The organism is Bradyrhizobium sp. 521_C7_N1_3, assembly GCF_052075975.1.
Taxonomy (GTDB): domain Bacteria; phylum Pseudomonadota; class Alphaproteobacteria; order Rhizobiales; family Xanthobacteraceae; genus Bradyrhizobium; species Bradyrhizobium japonicum.
This window is the reverse complement of record NZ_CP197232.1, coordinates 7,700,767-7,713,680: the sequence shown is the minus strand read 5'-3', so window position 1 is coordinate 7,713,680 and position 12,914 is coordinate 7,700,767. Positions and strand designations below refer to the sequence as shown.

The following is a 12,914-nucleotide window of genomic DNA, read 5'->3' as shown; positions in this document are numbered from 1 at the left end:
GACGATCGCTCGAAGATTGAGTCCATGGCGGTCGAAAGCAAAATCACCTCTCGCTATGGAGTCGATAGCCGACCGTTATCGGAATGACTGAAAGACGCTTGGCGCCGCGACGGGACTACGGCGCTTCCCTCTGCCGGCGTTTACCCGGCGTCGTCTCGACGCGGGTCGGCTACGTCGCGAACGCCACCCACCGCAACCGCGCCACGCACGCGGCAGCGATGGAGATCGCGTCCGTTTCGACCAGGACGAGCTTTAGCGATCGGCAAGAGTTCTTCTTCCAGATGTCCCGCGCGCCATGGTCGGCGCCCTTAGGGGAACGTCAGGCCGAATGCAGCCGGATCGGGCTGCTCGCCCTTCCGGGGGACCAAAAAGCGCTCCAACCCACCCGGCACGAAGCTGAGCAGCAGGGTCGCCTGGTCGCCGACCACCTCGATCGTATGCGGCAGACCGCGGGGAAGAGCCGCGTAGGCGCCTGGCCCCACCTCGATACGGGTATCGCCGACCCGGGCGATTAGCTTCCCTTGCACCACGTATAGCAGTTCGTCCTCGCGCGTGTGTGTGTGCAGCGGCGGTTCTTCCCCGGCCCGCACCGTCCACAGGACAGTGCCATATTCGCCTCCGGACTGACTGCTCTCCACCTTCATCTCGACGCTCGAGCCTCCGCTCGAGGTCACTGTCTCGCCGCCGTGCGGCGCCGTGAGAACCGGCTTGTGAACTGACATTGTAACCTCCTGATTGCGCGTCGGATGAGCCCGGCACCGTGCAAGCATGGAATTCCGTGCGGCGAATTGGAAATGACGTCACGCCATGAAATCAATAGCCGCGCGTCATGATGGCGGCTCGCTTCCCGCATCGGACTCGCGTGCATCCGACGTTGACTGCTCGAGCAGATCGGTCAGCATCCTGATGGCCTCCGTTGGCTTCAGGACTTCGCTCTCACGCAGCTGTTCGATCTTCTCATGCAGCAATCTGAGCTTCGCCCGACATTGATCCGGTACTTGTTCTCCGCGGCCTTGCATCGATATCTTGCTGCTCGTTCCGGCTTATCATGGTGATCAGCGCTGCGTTGCCGTCTGGGCGCCGCGGCGTGCCGATAACGGTCGGCTATCGACTCCATGGCAAGAGGTCATTTTCCATTTTTCGGTGCTGGACCCAATCTTCGAGCCATCGTCGCCCGCCCGCGTGTACGGGCCGAGCTTGGCGTCCCGTTGGACAATCGCAGGCCAGGAGTTCCCCAGATGCTGATCAAATATTCATCCGACATTTCCTTTCCCGGCGAGGTCGAGAGCCATCTGCCGGAGGATGTAGTCGTGCTTGCGGACAGAGCCGGTGTCGCGCTTGGGGTGCAGCGCCCACTCCGTGTGAGAGTGCGGAGCGTCAGCGATCACGGCAGCGGTGTTATCGCGTCCAGACGCGTGGAGATTCCGCTCGTCGGGGGCGACGGCGAGATCTCCGGGGTCCTGTTCCGGACCGCCCCACGGTCCAGCACGCGCGGCGTGGCCTTCGCCCGCGGTTCGGAGGGGGAGAGGTCGATCGGGGACGCGGCGCAGTTCGTCGTCCACGACATCAACAACCTTCTCGCCGTGATCGGCGGCGCCTGCGGCTGCTCGAGTGCCAGAGCGACGCAGTGTATCGAAAGGCGATCGTCGGCAAAATGCAGGAGGCGATTGCGCGAGGCGTGTCGCTCAGCCGTCAGCTCCTCGATACTGCGCGACCATGCCGCAAGTCGATCGACGGCTTTATCGCAGGCAGTCGTCTCGCAGCGATCGCGAGTACGCTTGACTGGGCGTTGCGCCCGGACATCACTGTCCGCACCGAGATCGCGCTTGACTTATGGACCTTCAACGCCGACCCGGAAGAGCTGTACTTTGCGCTCCTGAATCTCTGCCGAAACGCAGACGATGCTATGCCGGCCGGTGGCACGATCACCGTCGCGGCGCGGAATGTCGAGCCATTTAGCGCGGACCGCGGGTTCGTTGAGATTGTCGTCGCCGACGAGGGGGAGGGCATGTCTGAGGAGGTCCTGTCGCAGGCGTTCCTTCCGTACTTCACGACAAAGGCGGCCGGCGGCGGCAGCGGCATCGGACTCGCCCAGGTACGGGGCTTCGCCGAAGGACGGAGCGGTGCGATCAGCATAGAGAGCGAGCGAGGTGGCGGCACGCTGGTTCGCCTCTTTCTCCCGTGTGTCGATGATGCGAGGGGCCGGAGCAGCTTTATCGGTACGCGGATCACGCGCACGCCGTCATCAAAAACTCCCCGCGGTCAGTGACTACTGCTGCGTGGCAGGAAGGCCGGATATGCGGAAAAGCGGGAACGTGCCCGCGGGGCTTCTCATCCGGCGAATCACCGTGAATGCGACGCATGGTCGGGCCACTTCGACATCGAATCGACCACATCGCGGCGCTCTAGGAATGAGATACAATTATGTTTTCCGTGATCTTCGAAGTCCTCCCCCATGAAGGGAAGTGCGATAACTACCTCGACAACGCCAACATCCTGCGCCCCGAGCTGGAGCAGGTCGAGGGCTTCGTCGACAACATCCGCTACAAGAGCCTGACACGCGAGGGCTGGATCCTTTCGCTCTCGAACTGGCGGGACGAGAAGTCGCTCGTCCGCTGGCGCATCCGCATGCGCCATCACGAGGTCCAGCAGAAGGGCCGCGATGAAATACTCGCGGACTACCACCTCCGCGTCGGTCAGATCACTGCCGACAATAAGGTGCCCGTGGGTCACGCCCTCATGGAGCAGCGGCTCGATGAGACCGAAGTCGGGGAGGGGATGACGGTCACGCTGATCAACGCGACGCGCCCCGCGGAGTGGAAACAGACCAACAACCCGTACGGCTGCGCGGAGTGGCTCGGACTGAACCCTTGGGCCGCCGACTTCACATCGTGGGACATCTTCGAAGCAGTGCTCACGCCTGGCGACCTGATTCTGCTCATGTCCTGGAGGGACGCCGCCGCAGCGCAGGCTTACGAGGACGCTTCCGCGCCGAATGACAAGGCAAGGGTTCGTAGAGTGCGGATCGTGCGCGACTACGGGAAATACGACCGTCGCGAAGCACCTCAATACTTCGAAGATGCCAAGGGCGGCGAGACCCTCCATGCCTGACGCCGCTCCGTCGGGAAGGGCCATGCTGCGACGGGAGTTCGCCTCTGGGTTCGCAGTGCCGCCCGGTCTCTCGTTTGCCGGGCTTGGCAAGAAACAGACGGTTGGCGGTTGACGAATTATCGTAGAGGCTTGCTCCGCTAGCTGTCGCACGATTGATTTCTGCACTGACGAAGCTGACGAACATGGGTACGCGACGGCGGCCGCCGCCCGTCCGGTTCTCGGCCACCTCACATGCACTATCCCGGCTCTCAGAAACTCCTGAAAGCGTGTCCGTGCGTCCTAATCAATAGGCTCAGCCGTTCCAACCTGCGCATACAAGTCGCATCTACCCCCCATGATCGCGACGTGCCTGTCACGCCGTCGCTTTGCAAAGGCTCGTCTCTATCGACAGTCGCACCTTGACGGAGAACATAATAACCCATGGAGCTTCATCAGGTTCGCTACTTCCTCGCCGTCGCGTCCACCCTCAACTTCACCCGCGCGGCCGAGCAGTGCAATGTCACGCAGCCGGCGTTGACCAAGGGGGTGCAGAAGCTCGAGCAGGAACTCGGCGGCCAGTTGATCTACCGCGAACGCCATCTCACCCAACTCACCGATCTTGGAAAGGAAGTCCTTCCGATGCTGGAGCGCACACTGGCCTCGGCAGAGGCGGTGCGTCGCCGAGCCCAGGAGTTCCAGCGCAAGGACGTTGCGCCACTGAAGATTGGCCTGGCCCCCTCCATCTCGGCGTCGCTCGTCCTCGATCCGATCGCGGAGATCGCAAAGTTCGTCCCTGGACTTCACGTCGAGCTGCGCGAGGGCGCGGCGAAGGAGCTCGTCGACCTCTTGCTCGAGGGCGAGATCAACGTCGCAATGGTCGGCGACGTGCAGGATGTACCCGCCCGCATCGACGACTGGTCGCTGTTCGAGGAGCGCTACGTTGTGGTTCTTGCGCCGACGCACCGGCTCGCAAATCGTCCCTCGATCGGCATCGACGACCTCCGCGAGACCATCTTGCTGGAGCGCGCCGACTGCGACGTGGCCCCGAAGATCCAGAAATCGTATTTCCCCGAGAGCCCGCCCCAACTTGGCCACTGCAGCGGTCACGACCTGCACCTGCAGCACATGGCCGCGGCCGGCCTTGGCGTGATACTCGCGCCCGAGCACATGCCGCGCCTTCCGACGCTCAAGACCATCCCGCTCGAAGGCAACCTGGTTTCACGGGAGGTGCGCCTACTGGCTGTGCAAGGGCGCCGCTACTCCCCGGCGCTAGACGCATTCGTCAAGGTCGCGCGGCTTCGCGACTGGTCGGTCGAAGCCCCCGACCGGGGCGTGCCGCACGCAGCGGTCCCGGTGGTGTCGGGGGCGCCCGCATGACCACGACAAGCACGCCGACGGCCAGCCGCTTCCAGCCAATCGATCCTCAGCTCGATGACTCCCAACCGATGTTAAATCAGACCAACAAGACACTCGCCCGGATTCGCGCCGAGCTGTTGACGACGTTCAGCGCCACGGATTGGGAGTCATACAACCACCTCGTGCGCTGGCTCCGAGATACCGACGTGGCATCGCACGCTCTGAAGGTTGGAGACGCCGCGCCGAACTTCCTCCTGCCGGACGCTGACGGCCGTCTCCACTCCTCCGAACGGCTGCGCCGCAAAGGACCCCTCGTGCTGAGTTTCTTCCGAGGCGGCTGGTGTCCGTTCTGCACCGCTGAGCTTTGCGCCCTGCAGGCTGCAAAGGATGAGTTCGAGAGCATCGGTGCGACCCTCGCAGTGGTGACACCCGAGACGAGGGACTTCCCGCGGCAGCTCAAGCGGAGCCTGGGCTTGGACCTGAAGGTGCTCTCCGACGTCGACTATGGCGTTGCCATATCGTATGGCGTGCTGTTCCGGGTGCCGGACGAGACCAAAGCGCACTATTCCAGGCTAGGATTCGACTTCGGCGCTCGGCACGGATCACCGGAGTGGATGTTACCTATTCCCGCGACCTATGTGATTGACGCGGACGGCCAGATCCGCAGCGCCTTCGTCGAGCCGGACTTCACGATACGAGAGGAGCCGACGCAAATCCTGGCCGCGCTGCGCCAGGCCGCTTCCACGTCCGAGTGAGGGCAGCAGAAGGTGGAGAGCAACCTTCTCGACGGCTGATCGCAGACGGACGGGGCGCCGACGGCGCCATTGTCCGACGATACCTCCTGCCTATCGAATACATGTCCAAAGGGAATTTCTAATTTCGTAGGCCGCGTCCGATCTTCCGGAGTGCCCGGCCCGGCCGAACACGCGCGGTCGGCCTCACAGCGATTGAAATGGTGATTTGAAGCCGTCGCGCTGAATCACTGTGCAACCCGCGAGCGGTAAAGGAGATCCCCATGAAATTATCGAAGACTATCGGCCTCGCTGTTGCCGTCTCGCTGGTCACCGGCGCCGTGGCAGCGCTCGCGCAGATCAACGGAGCGGCACCGGCCGGCCCGACCGCGAACGTGGTGGACGGCGCTGGGCACCTGCGCGTGCCGGCGGACTACCGAACCCTCTACCAAGCGCTCGGCACCTGGGCGATTGCGGCTGAGAGCGGCCAGGGCTCGAATGAAATCCACGCCGTCTATGCATCCCCAGGGGCGATCGACGCCTACCGGAAGACGGGGCATTTTCCGGACGGCGCCGTTCTGGTGAAAGAAGTCTTCGCGACTTCGACCAACGAGATGACCACCGGCACGGTAAGCCACGCTGACAAGCTCAAGGGCTGGTTCGTCATGGTGAGAGACAGTAAGGGCACGCACCCCGGCAACCCCTTGTGGGGCGACGGGTGGGGATGGTCGTGGTTCGACGCGGACAAGCCGCTCAAAACCACCTCGACGGACTACCGTTCCGATTGCCAGGGGTGCCACGTGCCTGCCACGGCCACGGACTGGATTTATGTGAATGGATATCCCGTGCTGCGTCACTAAGCGATCGTATGCGTGGGGGCTTTCGCCCTGTCGCAGCTTCGCGGAGGCGACCTCTAATCCCGCCGGCTGGTGCGGCATGCGAGAAGATTGAAGAGCCTATTGTGATCAGTCGGTTCGATTCTCGATTTTCCGGGTCCGACCGACGTTCAGAGTACAAACCGAGCCGATGGAGTTCGACGTGTCCCTCTCGGTCTATGACATCACGGTCCCTGTCATGGTGCACGGACTGAACGTGATGGATGACTATCTCGACCACGCCCAAGCACTCGAGCGGACCAGGGGGTGTGAGCCTGGAAGGATCCTTGGCGAGCGGCTCGCGTCCGACATGCTGAGTTTCGGAGAACAGTTTTCTGTAAGCTGCAACAAGGTCGACGCCCACATGGCGAAGCTGATGCAGCGCGATGCGCCGGCTCCCCGCAACACCCTCATGATGTACCCGGCACTGAAGGGGCGGCTCCTCGAGACGCGCGGCTTCCTGCAAAACCTGCAGCCGGGCGAGATGGACGGCGCGCAGTCCCACACATACGAACTGACACCGCCTATCGTGCGCGGGTGGTTCGGCGGCGACGACTACATCCGGCACCTGGTGCTACCCGACTTCTTCTTCCACATCGCGATTGCGCACGCGATCCTTCGGCACCTCGGAGCGAAGATCGGGAAGCGCGACTACCTCGGCGACCTCAGTCAGCAGAGCGGAGGTGACTATTCGTGAGCGGCAGGCGCGGTGCGCTTTTAAGATTGTTGTTGTCATGGCCGGAATCACGCGTACGCCGCACCTGATCTAACGAGAGAGTTAACGTTGAAGAGAATACCAGTCATGGGTGTGCATTTGTGGTCGACCCAACGAGGCTGCTCGCTCGAGATCAAGTATCGATCTACGGAATCCGCCATTGAACATTTGCGCAAAGTCGGCCGTCCAAAGTTCGCGCCGGACATTGCATACTGATGGGTGGCGTCGACGGTCTGACGGCGGCTCAGCGCCGCTGGGTAATGCTCTGCATCTTGCTTGGACTTGGTCTAAGTTCCCTCGGAAGCGCGATCGTGAACATCGCCTTGCCAAACATCTCGCGTTCATTCGCAACCAGTGACGCCGCGACCGTTTGGGTCGTGAATGCCTATCAGCTTTCGGCAACGGTCTGCTTGTTGCCCGTTGCAAGTCTTGTCGAATCACTCGGTCTGAAGCGCGTTTATACCGCCGGCCTGGCTATTTTTGTTTTCGCATCGTTGGGCTGCGCTTTCGTTCCAACATTACCGATGCTGGTGAGTGCGCGCTTGATTCAGGGTGCCGGGGCAGCCGGAGTTTCTGTGGCCGGCATGGCATTTGTACGCGTGATTTATCCGCATCACATGGTCAGCAAGGGCTTCGCGTTGGTCGCATTAGCGGTGGCGATACCTGGAGCATTGGGCCCCACCATCGCGGCGGCAATACTTGCCGTGGCAAAATGGCCCTGGTTATTTTTGGTGAATGTGCCATTCGGCCTCACTATTCCGCTATTTATTGCCGCCGCACCACCAGACGTTCGGGTTGCGCGCTCTCTCGATCTGATCGGGACCGCTCTCAATGCGCTGGCGTTCGGACTTTTCGTCGTCGGTGTCGGCACGCTGGGTACTGGCGATGGGCGCATTGCGACGGGAGAGATCGTAGCGGGCCTCTTCTATCTTGGTCTCTTCGTTCGACAACAGCTCCGGCACCCGATGCCAATGTTGCCATTCGATCTTTTCCGTATACCTCTGTTTACCCTATCGGTGTGGACCTCCGTCTGCTCCTATGCAGCGCAAATTCTGGCTTACGTCTCCTTGCCGTTTCTATTTGAGACGAGGATGCATCTTTCGGCCGTGGAAACAGGTTTTCTTCTGACAACGTGGCCGTTCATGACTGCCGTTACGGCCCCAATTGCCGGCCGCTTGACGATCCGCCACCCCGCTTCGGTGATCTGCAGCATTGGTTTGGCGTTATTGGCGGTCGGTTTGCTCCTGATGGTCTTCTTGCCGACAACTCCGGCGAGATGGGATGTCGTTTGGCGACTGGCTCTTTGCGGTATTGGCTTTGGTCTTTTTCAGACCCCGAACAACACGGCGATGATGACGGCTGGACCCGTAGGGCGCAGCGGGGCCGCAAGTGGGATGAATGCCGCGGCTCGCTACATCGGATGGTCACTTGGTTCCGCGTTGGTCTCGCTGATCTTTGGCTTGGGCGGGGACCAAGGCGCTGTCTTTTGTTTGGTTGCCGGAATGGCCTTCGCTCTGACGGGAGTCGCTACCAGCAGCGCTCGTCGGTTCAGATAGCGTCCGAATGCGGGACGCGGCACCTCGCCGGCGATATCTGTGCTCGTTGCTGCAGACAAACGTAGCTTGTGACAAGCCGCCGCAGAACTCGCGGTTCTAGAATCTACGATCAGCCATGACGCGCCGTTGAACACGGCTTCCGGTAGGTTCGGGGTGTCTGCCAGATCTAATGAAATATCGGATTCGGTTGAATTCCGTGCTCTCTAAGTTGCGTCCGCTTTCGCCATGACCGGTGTCAGGGTCATCGAAGCGGCAAAGGCGCCGCCGATCGAGGTCGCGGCGGCTATGGCGAGCCCGACTTCGTAGCCGGACGAGAAAGACGCGACGCCGGCAGCCAGTGCCACCCCGGCGAGCTGCGCAATCCTACTCGCCGCATTGTTGATGCCGGAGGCGAGTCCTTCGTCGGGCTGGTCCACACTTGACATGACCGACGCGGTGAGCGGCGCCACGAGCACAGCGAAGGACAGGCCCAGCAGGGTCATAGGTCCGATCACGCCGAGCATCAGGGATTCTTTCTCGCCGAGCGCCATCAGGATATAGGCGAGTGCCGCACCCAGCGGTCCCGCGATGAGCATGGCCCGCGTGCCAATCTTGTCGGCCAGCCGGCCGAACAGATTCGACAAGAGCCCCACGCCAAGCGTGAGGGGGAGGAATGCCAGCCCGGCGTCGGTTGACGACAGGGCGCGGCGATCGATGAGCTCAAAGGGCAGCAGGAAGAACATGATCGAAACCCCCGCATAGACCATCAGGGTGACAACGTTCAGCCCGAGGAAGGCGCGGTTCCCCGCCAAGCGAGGTGGCGTCATCGGGTGCTCGCTTTCGCGCTCCCAGAGCGCGTAGACGGCGAGCCCGGTAATGCCAAGCCCGGTGACAATCACGAGCACTGTGCCCGACGGGCGGGAAGCGTCCGCGGCGGCCTGAACTTCACGGGGGCCGATTTGGCTAAGCGCCCAGGCAAGCGCTCCGATCGCCGAAGCGAGGATCGCGGCGCCAATCACGTCGAATCTGCGCTGGATGCGACCATCCTTCGGCGCAAAGACCAGCAGAACTCCCACCGCCACGAGCGCGAGCGGCGGGTTGATCCAGAACACGGATGGCCAGCCAAAGGTCTCGGTGAGCCAGCCGCCCAGGACAGGACCTCCGGCGGTGGTGAGAGCCGACGCTGCGGCCCATACGCCGATCGCTCGGTTCCGCTCTGCGCGCGGATAGGTGGCCCCGATCAGGGCGAGGCTGGCGGGGGTAACGATCGCTGCGGCTGCTCCCTGCGCGACGCGGGCAGCGATCAGCCAGGCGGGCGAAGGCGCCATCGCGCAAGCCGCGGATGCCAGACCGAACAGCACGCAGCCGAACCCGAGCATGCGCGCCTTGCCATAAACGTCCGCGAGCGCGCCGCCGATCAATGTCAGCGAGGCGAGCGCCAGCATATATCCGTTGAGAACCCATTGAACCGAGGCGAGGTCCGCCGCCAAATCTGAGCGCAATCTCGGTAACGCAACGGGCAACGCTGTCGCATCGATGAACGCCATCGAGGACGCGAGCACACAGGCCGCGAGCACCATGCGCCGGCACCGAGGCGGAGCTTCCCGACCGAGCTCTCGCGGGCAGGGTTCTGCGTCGATCACGCCACGGCTGCACCCCTCTACAAACGGCTGTGCCTCGTTGCGACACGCTCCCCGTCTCTGGTTTGCAGGATTGGTCATTCGCAGTCTTGTTTCGGGTTGAAGCTGGTTCCGACAGCCGTCTCATACGGTGGCGGTCGGACCCCGGTGAAGGAAATTATCTCTCGCCATAGAATCGATAGATAATCGTTATTGCCTTGCCGCGCGGCGGCATGCCGTCGCGGCGTGCGCAACTTGCCTTGATTGACGAATGGCAGTGAAGACCGTCGCAGCACTATTCCCCGCTGCAATGGAAACCATGCATGCCGGCTATTGGAGAATGATACTCCGCGCTGCCATCAATGGGTACCGCTCGCGGATTTTGTCGAGTGCTGGACAGCTGAGATCGTGAAGGCGCCGTCCCCCATGGTCGCTGGCAAGCGATGCCGGACGGACTTTTTATCGCTGGAACCTATCCGGCAAGGAGAAAATAACTGAGGAGACAACTCACATGAAGGCAATCGCCGTAACGGAACAGGCCACGGGAACGGCCGGGATGAAGCTGGTGGAGCGGCCCGAACCGCAGCCAGCGATAAACGACGTCGTCGTTCAAGTTCATGCATCGGGCTTCACTTGGGATGAGCTGACGTGGCCTCCGACGTGGACGGATCGCCTCAATCGTGACCGAACACCGTCGATCCCTGGGCACGAGCTGGCCGGAGTCGTCACCGCTCTCGGCTATGGCACGACGGGATTGTCAGTGGGACAGCGGGTGTTCGGCCTCACGGACTGGTATCGCGACGGCACCTTGGCGGAGTATGTGGCCGTCGAGGCACGCAACCTTGCGCCGCTGCCGGGCGACGTCGACTTCACGGTGGGCGCGAGCCTGGTGATGCCGGGTCTGACTGCGTGGCAGGGACTGTTCGTGCACGGCCACCTTCAGGCGGGGCGGAGCGTCCTTGCGCACGGCGCGGCCGGCGTCATCGGTTCGATGGTGACGCAACTCGCACGTGAGGCCGGCGCCTATGTCATCGGTACTGGACGAGCCGGCGACCGTCAGGCGGTGCTCGACTTCGGCGCGAATGAGTTCGTCGACCTCGAGAACGACGCTCTAAAAGACGTCGGTGGCGTCGATCTGGTTTTCGATATCTTCGGCGGCGACATCGCGAAGCGGTCCGCAGGCCTGATTCGAGCGGGAGGAGCGCTGGTGACCATCGCCGGGCCGACCGAGGCGCGGCCTGCCGGCGGTTTGGCGGTCGACTTCGTTGTCGAGTCCGATCGCGCCCAACTGGGTGAGATCGTCCAGCGTGTGCGGGACGGACGACTGCGGACGAACATCGGCACCGTCTCGACCCTCGATGACGCCATCGCCGCCTTCAATCGGACCGAGCGACGCAAGGGGAAGACAATCGTTCGCGTTCGCCCGTGTTGCGAAAAGTGATCCGTGAACGGACACGCCAGTTCGGCTTCGGGCCGCCGCCCAATGATCCCGCGCGCCGTGAAGCGCGCGACCTGACATGACGGGTAGGTCGTGAGCAGCGCGTCCCTGATCCTGACCGATTGCGGCCTGGCGCTCGCCGAGCCTAAGGCCGCCGGCGCGCATGGGAGCACCAAGGTGCTCGCTGCGTCGAGCCTGGGCGGCTGCCTCGTGTTCGTCAGCGGCGCCGTCGTCACGGTCGCGCTCGCGGCGATTGGCCGAGATATGCGCCTTTCGCCACTTGACCTGCAGTGGGTAATGAACGCCGAACTCCTGCCACTCGCGGCCCTGACCTTGGGCGCCGGCGCTCTGGGTGACCGGTTCGGACAGAAGCGGGTTTTCCTCGCTGGGATCGCCCTCTACGGTCTGGGCGCGACCGCAATTGCTTTCGCGCCGAGTTTCGCGCCCCTCATCGGCGGCCGCTTCCTGCAAGGCGTGGGCGAAGCTGTGATCCTGCCCAACGGCCTTTCCGTGCTCGGGCGGGCCTTTCCCGCCGACAAGAAAGCCCGTGCGATCGGCATCTGGTCCGCCGTCGCTGCGGTCGCAAGTGGCATCACGCCCGCGATCGCGGGCGCGATCATTGATCACGGGTCCTGGCAGACGGCCTTTCTGATGCTCCTGCCCATCGTCGCCAGCGCGCTGGCCTTCGGCACCGCGTGGATACCCAAGGACTCCCCGACCAGCTACGTCCGGATCGACGTCTATGGCGCGGCCCTTTCGACAGTCGGGCTCGGCTCGTTGGGCGCGGGGCTGACGACCCTGACCAACGGTTCCGGTCCAACCCTTTGGGTGCTCATCACTCTGATCGTCGGTCTGGGCGGCTTAGCCGGCCTCATCGTCACACAGCGGCGACTAGGCGAGAACGCCATGCTGCCCCCGTCGCTCTTCGCCTCGCGGTCGATCGTCGGCGCGAACCTGTTCACCGCGCTCCTCTACGGTCCGTTCACGGTCATGCTAACCTTGATCCCGTTCGTGATGATCCGGGGCGCGCACCTGCCGACGCTGGTGGCGGGCCTAGCCTTCATTCCTCTGCAAGTACTGATTACGGTCGTCTCGCCGCTCGCCGGCATGCTCTGCCGCCGGTTCGGCAGGCGCTTACCATTGTTCGCTGGCAGCGCCGTCGTCGCCTTGGGCTGCATCGTGGCGCTCCGTATCGGTCCGAACGCGACCTATTGGGCGGACATCTTTCCCAGCATCCTGTTGCTGGCGCTGGGCATGAGCCTTGCGATCGCGCCGTTGACGACCCTCGTCCTCACGTCTGTCGAGTCCGATCGAGTCGGAACCGTGTCTGGCGTCAACAGCGCAGTCTCACGCGCCGGGTCGCTGTTCGCCATCGCATTGCTCGGCGGTGTGCTGCAGCAAGGCGGTCCTCAGCTGTTCTGGGGATTCCACATGGCGATGGTTGTCGCCGCCGTCGCCTGCGTTCTCGCCACGCTCGCGGTGTTCATCATCGAGCCGGGGCCCCACGTCGACTTCATCCCGCGAGACTGACCGTTCGGTGTCGGCGATCAGCAGA

The 12,914-nt window shown here is 63.0% G+C and carries 12 protein-coding genes; 9 read left to right on the top strand and 3 right to left on the bottom strand.

The genetic code is table 11. The features are described 5' to 3' along the window. Positions 1-308: 308 nt before the first annotated feature. Positions 309-722 carry a cupin domain-containing protein gene (locus AB7008_RS36305; RefSeq protein ID WP_038958464.1) on the bottom strand — a complete coding sequence of 138 codons (414 nt, stop codon included), beginning with the start codon at positions 720-722 and terminating at the stop codon, positions 309-311. 105 nt (positions 723-827) lie between these two features. Beyond that, entirely contained in the window at positions 828-968 is a 141-nt protein-coding gene (locus AB7008_RS36300) for a hypothetical protein (protein WP_441260350.1), read from the bottom strand. A gap of 659 nt (positions 969-1,627) precedes the next feature. Here AB7008_RS36300 and AB7008_RS36295 point away from each other — a divergent pair. The 7 genes from AB7008_RS36295 to AB7008_RS36265 all read left to right on the top strand — a co-directional run bounded on the left by AB7008_RS36295 (position 1,628) and on the right by AB7008_RS36265 (position 8,323). Continuing rightward, on the top strand, positions 1,628-2,269 hold the full coding sequence (locus tag AB7008_RS36295; RefSeq protein ID WP_441260349.1) for an ATP-binding protein: 642 nt from the start codon (positions 1,628-1,630) through the stop codon (positions 2,267-2,269). A 155-nt stretch (positions 2,270-2,424) separates the two neighbouring features. After that, the gene (locus AB7008_RS36290; RefSeq protein ID WP_441260348.1) at positions 2,425-3,111 is read left to right on the top strand and encodes an antibiotic biosynthesis monooxygenase family protein; all 687 of its coding nucleotides are present in this window, start codon (positions 2,425-2,427) and stop codon (positions 3,109-3,111) included. A gap of 420 nt (positions 3,112-3,531) precedes the next feature. Next, a complete protein-coding gene (locus AB7008_RS36285; protein WP_304490907.1) occupies positions 3,532-4,467 on the top strand; it encodes a LysR family transcriptional regulator in 936 nt (311 codons plus the stop codon). After that, a complete protein-coding gene (locus tag AB7008_RS36280; RefSeq protein WP_304490906.1) occupies positions 4,464-5,201 on the top strand; it encodes a peroxiredoxin-like family protein in 738 nt (245 codons plus the stop codon). Before AB7008_RS36285 ends, AB7008_RS36280 begins: the two co-directional genes overlap by 4 nt. 260 nt (positions 5,202-5,461) lie before the next feature. Continuing rightward, the gene (locus AB7008_RS36275; protein ID WP_212097329.1) at positions 5,462-6,037 is read left to right on the top strand and encodes a cytochrome P460 family protein; all 576 of its coding nucleotides are present in this window, start codon (positions 5,462-5,464) and stop codon (positions 6,035-6,037) included. A gap of 178 nt (positions 6,038-6,215) precedes the next feature. After that, a complete protein-coding gene (locus AB7008_RS36270; protein WP_304490905.1) occupies positions 6,216-6,749 on the top strand; it encodes a DUF1993 domain-containing protein in 534 nt (177 codons plus the stop codon). Positions 6,750-6,982: 233 nt separating this feature from the next. Beyond that, on the top strand, positions 6,983-8,323 hold the full coding sequence (locus AB7008_RS36265; RefSeq protein ID WP_441260347.1) for an MFS transporter: 1,341 nt from the start codon (positions 6,983-6,985) through the stop codon (positions 8,321-8,323). Between the two features lie 203 nt (positions 8,324-8,526). Here the strand turns inward: AB7008_RS36265 and AB7008_RS36260 are convergent, their stop codons facing one another. After that, positions 8,527-9,882: an MFS transporter gene (locus AB7008_RS36260; RefSeq protein ID WP_304490903.1), complete on the bottom strand. Its 1,356-nt coding sequence runs from the start codon at positions 9,880-9,882 to the stop codon at positions 8,527-8,529. Positions 9,883-10,432: 550 nt separating this feature from the next. Between AB7008_RS36260 and AB7008_RS36255 the strand changes: the two genes are divergently transcribed. Together AB7008_RS36255 and AB7008_RS36250 are read left to right on the top strand one after the other, a co-directional pair. Then, positions 10,433-11,362 carry an NADP-dependent oxidoreductase gene (locus tag AB7008_RS36255; RefSeq protein ID WP_041958926.1) on the top strand — a complete coding sequence of 310 codons (930 nt, stop codon included), beginning with the start codon at positions 10,433-10,435 and terminating at the stop codon, positions 11,360-11,362. Between the two features lie 90 nt (positions 11,363-11,452). Beyond that, complete coding sequence (locus tag AB7008_RS36250; RefSeq protein WP_441260346.1) at positions 11,453-12,889, top strand: MFS transporter; 1,437 nt, start codon at positions 11,453-11,455, stop codon at positions 12,887-12,889. Positions 12,890-12,914: the final 25 nt, after the last annotated feature.